The sequence below is a fragment of the Streptomyces sp. NPDC085931 genome (assembly GCF_044540565.1).
In the GTDB taxonomy this organism is placed as follows: Bacteria; Actinomycetota; Actinomycetes; order Streptomycetales; family Streptomycetaceae; genus Streptomyces.
The window spans coordinates 383,265-397,001 of sequence record NZ_JBITSK010000008.1 but is presented as its reverse complement, the minus strand read 5'-3'; the positions used below and the strand labels follow the sequence as shown (position 1 = coordinate 397,001).

The 13,737-nt window shown below is 73.0% G+C and carries 14 protein-coding genes and 1 riboswitch; of the genes, 2 read left to right on the top strand and 12 right to left on the bottom strand.

The genetic code is table 11. The features are described from left to right. From ACIGAN_RS19935 to ACIGAN_RS19890, 10 genes are all read right to left on the bottom strand, one after another. Nucleotides 1-1,077 (bottom strand): hemolysin family protein, encoded by a 1,077-nt coding sequence (locus tag ACIGAN_RS19935; protein ID WP_365740791.1) that lies wholly within the window; start codon nt 1,075-1,077, stop codon nt 1-3. Further along, nucleotides 1,074-2,408 (bottom strand): hemolysin family protein, encoded by a 1,335-nt coding sequence (locus tag ACIGAN_RS19930; protein WP_365096878.1) that lies wholly within the window; start codon nt 2,406-2,408, stop codon nt 1,074-1,076. Before ACIGAN_RS19930 ends, ACIGAN_RS19935 begins: the two co-directional genes overlap by 4 nt. Before the next feature lie 238 nt (nt 2,409-2,646). Beyond that, on the bottom strand, nt 2,647-3,102 hold the full coding sequence (locus tag ACIGAN_RS19925) for a PH domain-containing protein (protein ID WP_365096875.1): 456 nt from the start codon (nt 3,100-3,102) through the stop codon (nt 2,647-2,649). Nucleotides 3,103-3,117: 15 nt separating this feature from the next. Beyond that, nucleotides 3,118-3,966 carry an ATP phosphoribosyltransferase gene (gene hisG / locus ACIGAN_RS19920; protein WP_365096872.1) on the bottom strand — a complete coding sequence of 283 codons (849 nt, stop codon included), beginning with the start codon at nt 3,964-3,966 and terminating at the stop codon, nt 3,118-3,120. Nucleotides 3,967-4,011: 45 nt separating this feature from the next. After that, on the bottom strand, nt 4,012-4,284 hold the full coding sequence (locus ACIGAN_RS19915; protein ID WP_007491392.1) for a phosphoribosyl-ATP diphosphatase: 273 nt from the start codon (nt 4,282-4,284) through the stop codon (nt 4,012-4,014). Nucleotides 4,285-4,318: 34 nt separating this feature from the next. Further along, complete coding sequence (gene ribH, locus ACIGAN_RS19910) at nt 4,319-4,804, bottom strand: 6,7-dimethyl-8-ribityllumazine synthase (protein WP_031116695.1); 486 nt, start codon at nt 4,802-4,804, stop codon at nt 4,319-4,321. A gap of 21 nt (nt 4,805-4,825) precedes the next feature. After that, the gene (locus ACIGAN_RS19905) at nt 4,826-6,118 is read right to left on the bottom strand and encodes a bifunctional 3,4-dihydroxy-2-butanone-4-phosphate synthase/GTP cyclohydrolase II (protein WP_399859084.1); all 1,293 of its coding nucleotides are present in this window, start codon (nt 6,116-6,118) and stop codon (nt 4,826-4,828) included. Continuing rightward, a complete protein-coding gene (locus tag ACIGAN_RS19900) occupies nt 6,115-6,756 on the bottom strand; it encodes a nicotinamide riboside transporter PnuC (protein ID WP_399859082.1) in 642 nt (213 codons plus the stop codon). The genes ACIGAN_RS19905 and ACIGAN_RS19900 overlap by 4 nt, the downstream gene beginning before the upstream one ends. Beyond that, nucleotides 6,753-7,361: a riboflavin synthase gene (locus tag ACIGAN_RS19895; RefSeq protein WP_365740788.1), complete on the bottom strand. Its 609-nt coding sequence runs from the start codon at nt 7,359-7,361 to the stop codon at nt 6,753-6,755. Before ACIGAN_RS19895 ends, ACIGAN_RS19900 begins: the two co-directional genes overlap by 4 nt. 145 nt (nt 7,362-7,506) lie before the next feature. After that, nucleotides 7,507-7,637, bottom strand: a riboswitch (FMN riboswitch). Nucleotides 7,638-7,921: 284 nt separating this feature from the next. After that, nucleotides 7,922-9,211, bottom strand: a complete 1,290-nt coding sequence (locus tag ACIGAN_RS19890; protein WP_399859080.1) for an ROK family transcriptional regulator — start codon at nt 9,209-9,211, stop codon at nt 7,922-7,924. 135 nt (nt 9,212-9,346) lie between these two features. Here ACIGAN_RS19890 and ACIGAN_RS19885 point away from each other — a divergent pair, with 135 nt between their 5' ends. Then, nucleotides 9,347-10,552: an MFS transporter gene (locus ACIGAN_RS19885; RefSeq protein ID WP_365740786.1), complete on the top strand. Its 1,206-nt coding sequence runs from the start codon at nt 9,347-9,349 to the stop codon at nt 10,550-10,552. Here the strand turns inward: ACIGAN_RS19885 and ACIGAN_RS19880 are convergent. After that, complete coding sequence (locus ACIGAN_RS19880) at nt 10,512-10,970, bottom strand: acyl-CoA thioesterase (RefSeq protein ID WP_399859077.1); 459 nt, start codon at nt 10,968-10,970, stop codon at nt 10,512-10,514. The two genes, ACIGAN_RS19885 and ACIGAN_RS19880, sit on opposite strands and share 41 nt — an antisense overlap. A gap of 141 nt (nt 10,971-11,111) precedes the next feature. On the opposite strand from ACIGAN_RS19880, the gene ACIGAN_RS19875 reads away from it, so the two are divergent. Next, nucleotides 11,112-12,491 carry a uracil-xanthine permease family protein gene (locus tag ACIGAN_RS19875; protein WP_365096851.1) on the top strand — a complete coding sequence of 460 codons (1,380 nt, stop codon included), beginning with the start codon at nt 11,112-11,114 and terminating at the stop codon, nt 12,489-12,491. On the opposite strand, the gene ACIGAN_RS19870 is transcribed toward ACIGAN_RS19875, so the two are convergent. After that, nucleotides 12,470-13,612, bottom strand: coding sequence for a glycoside hydrolase family 6 protein (locus tag ACIGAN_RS19870; RefSeq protein WP_399859204.1), 1,143 nt, complete (start codon nt 13,610-13,612; stop codon nt 12,470-12,472). The genes ACIGAN_RS19875 and ACIGAN_RS19870 overlap by 22 nt on opposite strands. Nucleotides 13,613-13,737 lie beyond the last annotated feature (125 nt).

The following is a 13,737-nucleotide window of genomic DNA, read 5'->3' as shown; positions in this document are numbered from 1 at the left end:
CTACGTCGCCAGCACCTCCTCGCCCGACCTCGGCTCGGTCAGCCGTACCTCGCGCACCTGGCGGTGGGCGGGGTCCCGCACCTCTCCGACCAGCAGCTCCAGCACGTCCTCCAGCGCGACCAGCCCGAGCACCCGGCCCGAGCCGTCGGCCACCTGCGCCAGGTGCGTCGCGGCCCGCCGCATCACCGTCAGCGCGTCGTCGAGCGGCAGTTCCGACCGCAGGGTCGTCATGGGCCGCCACAGCTGCTGGGGCACGGCCCGGTCCGAGTCCTCCAGGTCCAGGACGTCCTTGACGTGCAGGTAGCCCATGAACGCGCCGTTGTCCGCGGCCACCGGGAAACGGGAGTAGCCGGTGCGGGCCGTCAGTTCGACGATCCGCGCCGGGGTGACCGAGGGGCTGACCGTCACGAGCGACTCGCGCTTGAGCAGGACGTCCGTCACCGGGCGGGAGCCCAGCTCCAGCGCGTCCTCCAGGCGCTCGGCCTCCTCCGGGTCGAGCAGGCCCGCCTGTCCCGCGTCCTCCACCAGCCGGTTGAGCTGCTCGCTGGTGAAGACGGCCTCGACCTCGTCCTTGGGCTCGACGTGGAAGAGCCGCAGGATGCCCTGGGACACGGCGCCGAGGGCGACGGTGACCGGCTTGCAGAAGCGGGCGAACCAGACCAGGCCGGGGCTGAGCCACAGCGCGGCCTTCTCGGGCGCGGCCATCGCCAGGTTCTTCGGGACCATCTCGCCGATGACGAGGTGGAAGAAGACCACCGCGGCCAGCGCGATCACGTACGTGAGCGGGTGGATCACGCCCTCGGGCAGGTGGATCCGCTCGAAGACCGGCTCCAGCAGGTGGGCCACGGTCGGTTCGGCGACCGCTCCCAGGGTCAGGGAGCAGACCGTGATGCCGAACTGGGCCGCCGCCATCATCTGCGGCAGCCGCTCCAGCCCGTACAGGACCTGCCGGGCGCGGGCGGTGCCGAGCGGTTCGATCTGGCTGCGGCGTACCGAGACCAGCGCGAACTCGGCGCCCACGAAGAAGCCGTTGGCCAGCACGAGCAGCGCGGCGAAGAGCAGTTGGAGCACGCTCATCGGACGGCCTCCGCCTTGGCGGTCACCGGGGCGGTCCGCACGAGCCGGACGCGCTCCGCGCGGTTGTGCCCGACCTGGCGCACCGCGAGGCGCCAGCCGGGCAGCTCCGCCCGGTCGCCGACGGCCGGGATCCGGCCCAGCAGGTCGGCGATCAGGCCGGCGACGGTCTCGTACGGGCCCTCGGGGACGTCGAGGCCTATGCGCTGGAGCACGTCGACGCGGCAGCTGCCGTCGACGTCCCAGGCGGGCCTGCCCTCCTCCGGCGGCGCGGCCGCCAGCTCGGGCAGGTCGTGCCCGTCGTGCTCGTCGCGGACCTCGCCGACGAGTTCCTCGACGATGTCCTCCAGCGTGACGACACCGGCCGTGCCGCCGTACTCGTCGACGACGACCGCGATGGGCTGCTCGCTGCGCAACCGGGTCAGCAGGGGCTTGACGGGCAGGGTCTCGGGGACGAGCAGCGCCGGGCGGGCGATGCGGCCCACGGGGGTGCGCAGCCGGTCCTGGACGGGCACGGCCAGGGCGTCCTTGAGGTGGACCATGCCGACGACCTCGTCGATCCGCTCCCGGTAGACGGGGAAGCGGGACAGGCCGGTGGCGCGGGTCAGGTTGACCACGTCCTCGGCGGTGGCCGAGGACTGCAGGGCGCTGACCTTCACGCGCGGTGTCATCACGTGCTGCGCGGTCAGCTCGCCCAGGGACAGGGTCCGCACGAAGAGGTCGGCCGTGTCCTGTTCGAGGGCGCCGGCCAGGGCGGAGTGGCGGGCCAGGGAGACCAGCTCGCCGGGGGTGCGGGCGGAGGCCAGCTCCTCGGCGGGCTCGAAGCCGAGGGCCCGTACGAGCCGGTTCGCGACGGCGTTGAGGCCCGCGATGACCGGGCGGAACAGCCGGGCGAAGACGTGCTGCGGCGCCGCGACGAAACGCGCGACCTGCAGCGGCCGGGACACCGCCCAGTTCTTGGGCAGCAGCTCGCCGATCACCATCTGCACGGCGGAGGCCACCAGCATGCCGACGACGACCGTGACACCGGAGACGGCGCCCTCGGGGACGCCGATCGAGATGAACGGGCCGTGCAGCAGCTCGGCCAGCGCCGGCTCGGCGAGCATGCCGACGACCAGGGAGGTGATGGTGATGCCCAGCTGGGTGCCGGAGAGCTGGAAGGACAGTTCCTTCAGTGACTCGACGACGCGCTGGGCGCGCCGGTCGCCCTCGGCGGCGGCCTTCTCGGCCTCGGGCCGTTCGACCGTCACGAGTCCGAACTCGGCCGCCACGAAGAATCCGTTGGCGAGAATCAGCAGGAACGCGGCTGCCAGAAGCAGCAGGGGGATGGTCATGATGCCGCCGCCTGTGCGCGAGCGCGGACTCGGTCCGCGCTATGTCGGCAGGGGGCGGCGCAGGTACTGCAGGACGATCCGTCCATCGCCGGAGGGGGTCACTCCTCTGTCAGCAGGAAGCCTCTGCGCACCGGGCGGGGCAGCAGCGGCGAAGGCGCGTCCGTAGCGCCTCCGCCAACAGATTAATCAAGACACCGCCCGGTGCGGCAGTGGCGACGGCCGTGCGAATGGCCACGCCTCAGTCGGGGCGCCGCTCGGGGTCCGCGACGGAACGGGCCTCGACGAGCGCCCGCAGGGCCCGGGCGTCGGCGATGGCGCGCTGCTTGGCGATGCCGGGCTGGATGCCCAGGGCGGGCAGGCTGGTGCCGTCGCTGAGGTTGAGGAACACCCAGGGGTCACCGGGGCGGAGGGTCACCTGGAGGATCTCCGCCCAGGCCAGCCGGCGCTTGTTCGTGAGGTTCACCACGGTGACGCCGTCCTCGTCGGCGACGACCTTGGGCCGCGCCAGCAGGAGCAGCACGGCGTCCAGCAGGAGCGCCGTGACGACGAAGCTGAGGCGCTCGGCGGGGCTGAGCTGCTCCAGCAGCATCGCGACGGCCGTGATCACCACGAGGATCGCGACGGCGGCGCCGTGCAGCACGAGGCGGGTGCTGCCCGGCCGGAACGTGACGGGCAGGGTGGGCAGGTCGGACATCGGCGTACGCCCCTCTTACAGCCGGCAGGCGTGGATGGCCGTGGTCAGGATGGCCCGGGCGCCGATGTCGTACAGGTCGTCCATGATCCGCTGCGCCTCCTTGGCGGGGACCATCGCGCGGACGGCGACCCAGCCCTCGTTGTGCAGCGGGGAGACGGTCGGCGACTCCAGGCCGGGGGTGAGGGCGACGGCCTTCTCCAGCTGCTCGACGCGGCAGTCGTAGTCCATCATCACGTACGTGCGGGCGACCAGGACGCCCTGGAGGCGGCGCAGGAACTGCTGGACCTTGGGGTCATCGGGGTCGGCGCCGGTGCGGCGGATCACGACGGCCTCGGACTGCATGATCGGCTCGCCGACGACCTCCAGGCCCGCGTTGCGCAGGGAGGTGCCGGTCTCGACGACGTCGGCGATGACCTGGGCGACGCCGAGCTGGATGGCGGTCTCGACGGCGCCGTCGAGGTGGACGACGGAGGCGTCGATGCCGTGCTCGGCGAGGTGGCCGGCGACGATCCCCTCGTAGGAGGTGGCGACGGTCTTGCCGGCCAGGTCGGCCAGGCCGCTGATGGTGCCGGGCTTGCCGGCGTAGCGGAAGGTGGAGCGGGCGAAGCCGAGCGGGAGGATCTCCTCGGCGTCGGCGCCGGAGTCGATGAGCAGGTCCCGGCCGGTGAGGCCGATGTCGAGCTGCCCGGAGGCGACGTAGATCGCGATGTCGCGGGGGCGCAGGTAGAAGAACTCGACCTCGTTGGTCGGGTCGACGATCCGCAGCTCCTTGGACTCCCGGCGCTGCTGGTAGCCGGCCTCATGCAGCATCTCCGCCGCAGGTCCTGACAGGGAACCCTTGTTGGGGACGGCGATGCGCAGCATGAGGTCGGCTTCCTTTGCGTGGGGCGGGGCGGGAACGGGTGCGGCTTACAGGTGGGCGTAGACGTCGTCGAGGGAGATGCCGCGGGCGACCATCATCACCTGGACGTGGTACAGCAGCTGCGAGATCTCCTCGGCGGCCGCCTCCTTGCCCTCGTACTCGGCGGCCATCCACACCTCGGCGGCCTCCTCGACGACCTTCTTGCCGATGGCGTGGACGCCCTTGCCGACCAGTTCTGCGGTGCGGGAAGTGGCGGGGTCGCCGTGGGCGGCCTTGTGCTGGAGCTCGGTGAAGAGCTCCTCGAACGTCTTCTTGGACATGGTGACGCTCAGCCTATGCCACGTACGCCTTTCGTCAGCGCCAGGGTTCGGATACCGAGCGGAGCGTGGCCGCCGTCGCCACCGCGGCCGTCACGGCCTCGTGTCCCTTGTCCTCGCTGGAGCCCTCGATGCCCGCGCGGTCCAGGGCCTGCTCCTCGGTGTCGCAGGTGAGCACGCCGAAGCCGACGGGGACGCCGGTGTCGACCGACACCTGGGTCAGGCCCTGGGTGACGCCCTGGCACACGTAGTCGAAGTGGGGGGTTCCGCCGCGGATGACGACGCCGAGGGCGACGATCGCGTCGTAGCCGCGGCCCGCGAGGACCTTGGCGACCACCGGCAGCTCCCAGCTGCCGGGGACCCGGAGCAGGGTCGGCTCGTCGATGCCGAGGTCGTGCAGGGCGCGCAGGGCGCCGTCCACCAGACCGTCCATCACCTTCTCGTGCCACTGCGCCGCGATGACGGCGACCCGGAGATCACCCACATTGCGTACGGACAGTTCCGGTGCACCCTTGCCGCTCACGTTGCTCCCTTGTGTGCTTCGTTACTGGTTGCCGCAGGCCGGCACGGTGGTCGTGTCCAGCCAGGGCAGGTCGTGGCCCATCCGGTCCCGCTTGGTGCGCAGGTAGCGGAGGTTGTGCTCGCCGGCGCTGACCGGCATCGGCACACGGGCCTCGACCGTGATGCCGTGCCGGGTGAGGGCGTCGGTCTTGTCGGGGTTGTTGGTCAGCAGCCGCACGCTGCGCACGCCGAGGTCGGCGAGGATCTGCGCGCCCGCGCCGTAGTCGCGGGCGTCGGCGGGCAGGCCCAGTTCGAGGTTGGCGTCCAGGGTGTCGCGGCCGCGCTCCTGGAGTTCGTAGGCGCGCAGCTTGGACATCAGGCCGATGCCTCGGCCCTCGTGACCGCGCAGGTACACCACCACGCCGCGGCCCTCGTCCCGGATGCGGGCCAGGGAGGCCTCCAGCTGGGGGCCGCAGTCGCAGCGGGCCGAGCCGAACACGTCGCCGGTGAGGCATTCGGAGTGGACGCGGACGAGGACGTCCCGGCCGTCGCCGATGTCGCCGTGCACCAGGGCGACGTGCTCGACGCCGTCGACGGTGGAGCGGTAGCCGAGGGCGGTGAACGTGCCGTGGGCGGTGGGCAGTTGCGTCCTGGCCTCGCGGCGGACGGTGGGTTCGCTGCCGCGGCGGTAGGCGATCAGGTCCTCGATGGAGATGATCGTCAGGCCGTGCTTGCGGGCGAAGGGGACCAGCTCGGGCAGGCGCAGCATGCGCCCGTCCTCGCCGGCGATCTCGACGATGGCACCGGCCGGGCGCAGGCCGGCGAGGCGGGCGAGGTCGACGGCGGCCTCGGTGTGGCCGTTGCGGGTCAGGACGCCGCCGGGGCGGGCGCGCAGCGGGAAGATGTGGCCGGGGCGGACGAAGTCGCCGGGTCCGGACACGCCGTCGGCGAGCAGCCGCAGGGTGGTGGCGCGGTCGGCGGCGGAGATGCCGGTGCTCACGCCGTGGGCGGCGGAGGCGTCGACGGAGACCGTGAAGGCGGTCTTCATCGACTCGGTGTTGTCCTCGACCATCTGCGGGAGTTTCAGCCGGTCCAGCTCGTCGCCCTCCATGGGGGCGCAGATCAGGCCGCGGCACTCGCTCATCATGAAGGCGACGATCTCGGGGGTCGCCTTCTCGGCGGCGATGACGAGGTCGCCCTCGTTCTCCCGGTCCTCGTCGTCGACGACCACGACCGGGCGGCCGGCGGCGATGTCGGCGATGGCCTGCTCGACGGGGTCGAGCACGAGGTCCTCGAACTCCCCGTCGGTGCGGTACAGGATCGGTGCGGCACTCATGCCGGCGCTCCTTCCAGGGTGGGCCGCGCGGCCTGACGCGAGCGCAGCCACCAGTCGCGCAGGCCCCACAGGACGAGCGCGCCGTAGATGACGTAGACGAAGCCGGAGAAGGCGTAGCCGTTGGCGAAGTTGAGGGGCACGCCGACGAGGTCGACGAGCAGCCAGGCGAACCAGAACTCGACCATGCCGCGGGCCTGGGCGTACATGGCGACGACCGTGCCGACGAAGATGTAGGCGTCCGGCCAGGGGTCCCAGGACAGCTTCGGGTACGCCGTGAAGAGCAGGGCCACCGCGACCGTGCCGGCGGCGGCCGCCGCGGCCATGGCGGCGCGCTCGCGCCAGGTGGCGAACCGGACGGCGATGTGGCCGTCCTCGCCCTGGCCCCTGCCGCGCTGCCACTGCCACCAGCCGTACAGGGCGACGACCATGACGACCGCCTGCTTGCCGGCGCTGCCGGTGAGGTGGCCGAAGAAGGCGCCGAAGAGGATGAGGCCGGCCAGGAACTGCACGGGCCAGGTCCAGATGGAGCGCCGCCAGCCGAGGGCGAGGGCGGCGAGGCCGAAGAGGTTGCCGATCATGTCCGACCAGAGGATGTGCTGGCCGAAGAGGGTGAAGGCCTCGGAGTTGAGCGAGTTCACTTCGCCACCCCCTGGGCCCGGTCGCCCAGCATGCGCTCGACGTACTTGGCGATGACGTCCACTTCGAGGTTGACCGGGTCGCCGGGCTGCTTGTGGCCGAGCGTGGTCAGGTCGAGGGTGGTGGGGATGAGGCTGACCGTGAAGTGGTCGGGGCCGGCGTCGACGACGGTGAGGCTGATGCCGTCGACGGTGATGGAGCCCTTCTCGACGACGTACCGGGTGAGGTCGGCGGGCAGGGAGATCTTCACGATCTCCCAGTTCTCCGAGGGCGTGCGCTCCAGGATCTCGCCGGTGCCGTCGACGTGGCCCTGCACGATGTGCCCGCCGAGACGGTCGCCGACGGCCATGGGGCGTTCGAGGTTGACCCGGGATCCGGCCTTCAGGGCACCGAGGCTGGAGCGGTTCAGGGTCTCGGCCATGACGTCGGCGGTGAACTCGTCGCCCTCGTGGTCGACGACCGTGAGGCAGACGCCGTTGACGGCGATGGAGTCGCCGTGTTTCGCGCCCTGGGTGACGACGGGGCCGCGCAGGCGGAAGCGACAGGCGTCGTCGAGGGTCTCGACGGCGGTGACCTCGCCCAGCTCTTCGACGATTCCGGTGAACACTTCCCGGGTCCTCCTGCCTCTTCGGGCACGGACTCCGGGGCTGTCGATGACGACAGATGACACGAACGGGAACACCGGGGACGACGCCGGACGGAGCCCGCCTTCACAACGGACCGCTCGGGCGGCGCGCACGGATGCCCGCTCGCCGCGCACTGCCTCCCATCCGGACTTTAACCGTCGGTCCAGGAATTTCACCTGGTCAACCGGTCGCTGGAGGCGACCGGGTCGCGGACTGTAACCGCCGGTTCGGACTTTCACCGACCCCGGAGTGCGCTGCTACTGGTACACGGCCAGTGTGCCACGCCCGATCGAGGTCCAGACGGGCGAACGGTGTGGGCTGCCTCACAGAACGTGGTCCGGCCCTTCCCGTGCGCGACGGTGCGCCAACTGCCGCCCCCGGCCGGGGACTCGGCTTGGTACGCACCTATTGACGCTGTGGTCTAGTCCTTTCTAGGGTCAGCGCCAGGGTCGGCACTCCCCACCCCCCACGGACCGGCCCGGCGGCGGTGACGACGGCCCTTGCCCGCCGTCGGGCCTTCCCAGGCGCTCGCGCCCCGCCCCTACGGAAGCGGCCGTTCCGGGAGCGACCGCTCCGGAAGCGGCCGTTCCGGAAGAGGCCGTTCCGGAAGAGGCCGTTCCGGAAGAGGCCGTTCCGGAGAGGTGAAGAGCTGCTCCTGCGCGCGGTCGCGCGCCGTCAGCAGCGCGCCGCGCAGGACCGCGCCGCCGCCCAGGGTGGTGGCGCGCACCTCGGTGGGCAGCGGGGTCATCCGGGCGAGGCGCTCGGTCACCCGCGCGGCGAGCCCGGCGCCTCCGGCCTGTCCGACCTCACCGCCGAGCACCACGCACCCGGGGTCGAGGATCGCGGCGACCGAGGCGACTCCGACGGCCAGCCGGTCGGCGAGGGCGTCCAGGAACGCGGCTCCGGGCGCGGTGTTCCCGGCCGCCGCGTCCCGGACCAGTCCGACCGCCGCCCGCAGCGCTCCGCCGGCCGAGGCCGGCCGGCCTGCGGCCGCCGGCACACCGCAGCGCGCGGCGAGGTCCACCACCGCCGCCGCCGAGGCCAGGGAGTGGAAGCCGCCCTCGCAGTCGGTCGCGGTCGGCAGCGCGCTGGTGCCCGGCACGGGCAGGAAGCCGATCTCGCCGGTACCGCCGGAGGCACCGCGGCGCAGCGCCCCGTCGAGCACCACCGCCGCTCCCGTGCCGTGCCCCAGCCACAGCAGGACGAAGGTGTCCCGGTCGCGGGCGGCGCCGTCGCGCTGCTCGGCCACGGCCGCGAGGTTGGTCTCGTTCTCCACGCTCACCCGCGTCTCGGGCAGCCGCTCCTGGAGGGCGGCGACCAGCCTGCGGTGCCACTCGGGCAGCCCGGAGGAGTCGCGCAGCTCGCCGCTGGCCGGGTCGATCAGCCCGGGCGCCCCGATGCCGACGGTGTGCAGCCGGTCGGCGCCGGCCTCCTTGACCGCGCGCTCGACCAGCGCGACCGCCTGCTCCACGGCGGGGCCCGTGCCCGTCTCCCCGTCGATCGGCGCCGACGCCTCGGCCAACACCCGCCCCACCAGGTCGGCGACGGCCACGGAGACGCCCTCGGTGCGGACGTCCAGCGCGGCCAGGTGCGCCCGGTCGGCGACGATGCCGTACACCTTGGCGTTGGGTCCGCGCCGCTGCTCCCCCGCCTCGCCGACGACCGCGATCAGGCCGGCCTCGGTGAGGCGCTCGACGAGGTCGGCGACGGTCGGCCGGGACAGTCCGGTCAGTTGCTTCAACTGCCCTGCCGTCAGCGGGCCCTCCTGCTGGAGCAGACGCAGGGCGAGCCGGTCGTTGATGGCCCGGGCGGTGCTGGGGGATGCGGGCATGCCGGGATCCTTCCAGATCGTCGGACCGCTCGGCCGCGATCCGACGGGAGGCCCTCTTATTATCAGGCAGGGTTCCTGATAGTTTACGCCCGCACGATGTGGTGCACACGAAGCGAGCAGGAGGGGGACCGCAGAATGGGCAACGTGGTCGACGCACAGCGCGAGGTGAAGCGGGCGCGGTACGCCGTGGCCGCCGTCTTCGCGGTGCACGGCGCCGTGACCGGCTCGTTCGCCACCCGGGTCCCGTGGATCCAGGACCACGCCGGTGTGAGCGCCGGCCAGCTGGGCCTCGCCCTGGCCTTCCCCGCGCTCGGCGCTTCCCTCGCCATGCCGCTGGCCGGCAGCGTCAGCCACCGCTTCGGCGCCCGCAACGCGCTGCGCGGGTTGATCGCCCTGTGGACGCTGTCGCTGGTGCTGCCGTCGCTGGCCCCGAACCTGCTCACGCTGTGCCTGGCGCTGTTCGTGTACGGCGCCACGGCGGGCATGGCGGACGTGGCGATGAACGCGCTGGGCGTCGAGGTCGAGAACCGCCTGGACCGGTCGATCATGTCCGGACTGCACGGCATGTGGAGCGCGGGCGCGCTGATCGGCTCGGCGGCCGGCACGCTCGCCGCACACCTCGGCTCGGACGCCCGGCTGCACCACGTCCTGGCCGCCGCGGTCCTCACCGTCGCCGGTGTGCTCTCGTGCCAGTGGGTGCTCGACCTGCAGCCCGCCGAGGACGAGGAGCCGCCGCCCCGGTTCGCGCTGCCGCCCCGCTCGGCGCTGCTCATCGGCGCGATCGGGTTCTGCGCGGTGTTCGCGGAGGGCGCGAGTCTGGACTGGTCGGCGGTGTACCTGCGGGAGCAGCTGGAGACCTCGGCCGGTCTCGCGGCGGCCTGCACGACGGGCTTCACGCTCACCATGGCCGTCGCCCGGATCGCCGGCGACAAGGTCGTGGACCGCTTCGGCGCGGTGCGGACCGTGCGGGCGAGCGGGGTGTTCGCCGTGCTCGGCGGCCTGCTGATCGTCGTCGCCCAGCACCCGGCGGTGGCGATGGCCGGATTCGCCCTGATGGGGCTGGGCATCGCCGTCGTCGTGCCGCTGTGCTTCGCCGCGGCGGGCCGCAGCGGCGCCAACCCGAGTCTGGCCATCGCCGGCGTCGCGACCATCACCTACACCTCGGGCCTGATCGCGCCGAGCGCGATCGGGATGCTGGCCCAGGCGACCAGTCTGATGGTGTCGTTCTGCCTGGTGACGGTGCTCTCCGGCGGCCTGGTCGCCTTCGCGCGGGTGCTGCGTCCGGGCGACCGGGTGAAGATCAGCCGCCCGGACGCAGCAGTTCCCGGCCGGCGGCCCTGAATTCCTCGCTCCAGGGGGCGGGGCGCAGCGTGGCGGCGTCCAGCCGGACCAGCACCCGCGTCCCCCGGGCGTAGGTGGTGCCGCCGTCCGCCGAGCAGAACCGGAAGCCGTACGTCAGCCCGGTCGTGCCGAGCCGCTCCAGCCACAGGTGCACGGCGTAGGGGCCGGGCCGCGTCACCGGAGCCTCGTAGGTGATCGTCAGCTCCTTCACCGCGTTGCAGGCGTCCCCGGCGGCGGCCCAGTCGCCCTCGAAGCGGATGCCCCTCTCCCGCCACAGCTCGGCCCAGGCCCGCTCGACCATGAGCGGGTAGCGGGCGTTGTGCAGCAGGCCGAGCGCGTCCAGGTCGTCGAAGTGGACGGTCACGGGGACCAGCCGGCCGTGGGACAGGGCGGGGCTGGTCAGGGCTTCGGCGGTCACGGGCGGGGCTCCTGGGCGTGCGGATCGGTGGTCACTGCATCGACCGCCATCCTAAGCGTCCGCTCACGTGTACGGAGCATGCCCCGGCAGCCCGGACAATGGTCCGGACTCAGCTGCCCGCACGACGAAAGCGACACCCCCATGGATCTCGGCGTCCGCTGGAAACTGCACGGCGACGGACGCGTCCCGGCCCCCGGTGCGGTGGTCCGGCCCGATGAGCGGCTCTCCTGGCCTCGCACCGCCGGGCTCGGCGCCCAGCACGTGGTGGCCATGTTCGGCGCGTCCTTCGTGGCCCCGGTCCTGATGGGCCTGGACCCCAACCTGGCGATCATGATGTCGGGTGTCGCGACCGTGGTGTTCCTGCTGGCCACGCGCGGCCGGGTGCCCAGCTACCTGGGCTGTTCCCTCTCCTTCGTCGGGGTGGCGGCGGTGATCCGCGCGCAGGGCGGCAGCAGCGCCACCGTGACCGGCGCGGTGTTCGTCGTCGGCGCCGCGCTGTTCCTCGTGGGGCTCGCCGTGCGGAGGTTCGGGGCGCGGATCATCCACGCCGCCATGCCCCCGATCGTCACCGGCGCGGTGGTGATGCTGATCGGCTTCAACCTGGCCCCGGTGACAGCCTCGACCTACTGGCCGCAGGACCAGTGGACGGCCCTGCTGGTGATGCTGTTCACCGGCCTGGCGGTGGTCTGCCTGCGCGGTTTCTGGTCCCGGATCGCGATCTTCCTGGGCCTGGTCTTCGGCTACGGCGTCTCCTGGGTGTTCGACCTGGTCTTCGGGAAGATCCACTCGGCGGACGGCAGCGGCAAGGTCACCGATCACTGGCGTCTCGACCTCTCCGGCGTGGGCCAGGCCGACTGGATCGGGCTGCCGACGCTGCACGGCCCGTCGTTCGAGTGGTCGGCGGTCCTGGTCGCCCTGCCGGTCGTCATCGCGCTGGTCGCGGAGAACGCCGGGCACGTGAAGGCGGTCGGCGAGATGACCGGCGACTCGCTGGACGACAAGCTCGGCACGGCGATCGCGGCCGACGGCGTCGGCTCGATGCTGTCCACCGCGGTCGGCGGCCCGCCCACCACCACGTACTCCGAGAACATCGGCGTGATGGCCGCGACCCGCGTCTACTCCACGGCCGCCTACTGGGCCGCCGCCGGCTTCGCCCTGCTGTTCGGCCTCTGCCCGAAGTTCGGCGCGGTCGTCGCGGCGATCCCGGGCGGGGTGCTCGGCGGCATCACCGTCATCCTGTACGGCATGATCGGCCTGCTCGGCGCGCAGATCTGGATCAACGCCGAGGTGGACCTGCGCAATCCGCTGAACCTGGTCCCGGCCGCGGCGGGCATCATCATCGGCGTCGGCAACGTCTCCATGGAGATCACGGACACCTTCTCGCTGAGCGGCATCGCGCTCGGCACGCTGGTGGTCATCACCGGCTACCACGCGCTGCGCGCCTTCGCCCCGGCCCACCTGAAGACGCAGACGCCGCTGCTGGACGAGGGCACCTCCTCCTACGACGACGCCAAGTCGTAGGCGTAGGACGCGGTGAACGTGCCGGGCCTGCCCTTGCAGCCGTCCGACTCCCCCGGCAGCTTGACCCACAGGTAGGCGTCGATCCGGGGCTCGCCGGTGGTCAGGGTCGGGGTGCGGCCGAGCCGGCGGCCCGCGGGGTCGCACCACTCGCCGTCGGCCGGGGCGCCGTTGCCGTTGCGGCTGGTGTCGATGACGGCGCCGAGGCCCGCCGGGCCGCCGAGCGCCGCCAGGACCCGCCGGTCGTAGGCGATCTCGTCGGCGGTGGTGTGGAAGTTGGAGACGTTGCTGAAGATCCCGTCCGAGGACGCGGGCGAGGCCGCACCGGCCTGGCGCAGCCAGGCGGCCTGCCTGCCGGGCGCGTTCCAGCCCGAGTGCCCGGCGTCGAAGTAGACGCGGGCCCTGGGGTTGGCGTCCTTCAGGACGCGTCCGGCCCGGGCCAGCGAGGCGAAGCGGTCCGCGCGGGCACCGGCCGGGAGGCACTCGGCCTGGGCGACCGAGTCCGGCTCCAGCACGACGATGACCTCGCCGGAGCCCAGCCCGGCGGCGAACCGGTCGATCCAGGCGTCGTAGGCGTCCAGGTCGGGCGCCCCGCCCTGGGAGTGGCCGCCGCAGTCCCGGCCGGGGATCGCGTACGGCACGAGGACGGGCACCCGGCCCTGGGCCGCCCCGCCCGAGGTGACGGCGGCGACCCGGGCGGTGATGGTGCCGGGCGCGTACTCGGCGAACCAGACCGCGGCCGGCTGCTCGGCGATACGGGACGCGATGACCGCGTGCCGGGGGTCGCCGGGGTGGGCGCGCACCCAGTCGAGCACCTGGGAGTCGGGGTGGCGGTAGAGCCGGCCGGCGGCCGGGGCGCCGCGCTGGTGCCGCACGGCCCTGCTCCCCGACGGGGACGGCGGGGGCGGGACATCGGCGCTCGCGGAAGCCGACGACCGCGCCGCGGACGGGGACGGGGACGGGGAGAGGGACGGGGACGGCACCGCGGGCAGGGGCGCCAGCCGCGGAGAGGCGGTCACCTCGGGAGTCCTGGCCCGGTCGGAGCCACGGCGGCCGCCGTCGAACGCGGACAGCGTCCCGGCGACCACACCGGCCACGACGACGACGGAGGCCGCCGCGACCATCGCGCCACGCCGGGCGGCACGCCTGCGCGCGGCCCTGCGGGCGGCCAGGCGCTGGGCACGCGAGCCTGCCACGGTGCTGCTCCCCCTCCCCCTGCGGCGGGCGGTGTTCCCCCGTTCCGGGGAAG

Excerpts from the sequence above, each read along its gene's own strand:
- ACIGAN_RS19935 (WP_365740791.1), bottom strand. The coding sequence starts at position 1,077 with ATGAGCGTGCTCCAACTGCTCTTCGCCGCGCTGCTCGTGCTGGCCAAC.
- ACIGAN_RS19930 (WP_365096878.1), bottom strand. The coding sequence starts at position 2,408 with ATGACCATCCCCCTGCTGCTTCTGGCAGCCGCGTTCCTGCTGATTCTC.
- ACIGAN_RS19925 (WP_365096875.1), bottom strand. The coding sequence starts at position 3,102 with ATGTCCGACCTGCCCACCCTGCCCGTCACGTTCCGGCCGGGCAGCACC.
- hisG (WP_365096872.1), bottom strand. The coding sequence starts at position 3,966 with ATGCTGCGCATCGCCGTCCCCAACAAGGGTTCCCTGTCAGGACCTGCG.
- ACIGAN_RS19915 (WP_007491392.1), bottom strand. The coding sequence starts at position 4,284 with ATGTCCAAGAAGACGTTCGAGGAGCTCTTCACCGAGCTCCAGCACAAG.
- ACIGAN_RS19905 (WP_399859084.1), bottom strand. The coding sequence starts at position 6,118 with ATGAGTGCCGCACCGATCCTGTACCGCACCGACGGGGAGTTCGAGGAC.
- ACIGAN_RS19890 (WP_399859080.1), bottom strand. The coding sequence starts at position 9,211 with ATGCCCGCATCCCCCAGCACCGCCCGGGCCATCAACGACCGGCTCGCC.
- ACIGAN_RS19885 (WP_365740786.1), top strand. The coding sequence starts at position 9,347 with ATGGGCAACGTGGTCGACGCACAGCGCGAGGTGAAGCGGGCGCGGTAC.
- ACIGAN_RS19875 (WP_365096851.1), top strand. The coding sequence starts at position 11,112 with ATGGATCTCGGCGTCCGCTGGAAACTGCACGGCGACGGACGCGTCCCG.
- ACIGAN_RS19870 (WP_399859204.1), bottom strand. The coding sequence starts at position 13,612 with ATGGTCGCGGCGGCCTCCGTCGTCGTCGTGGCCGGTGTGGTCGCCGGG.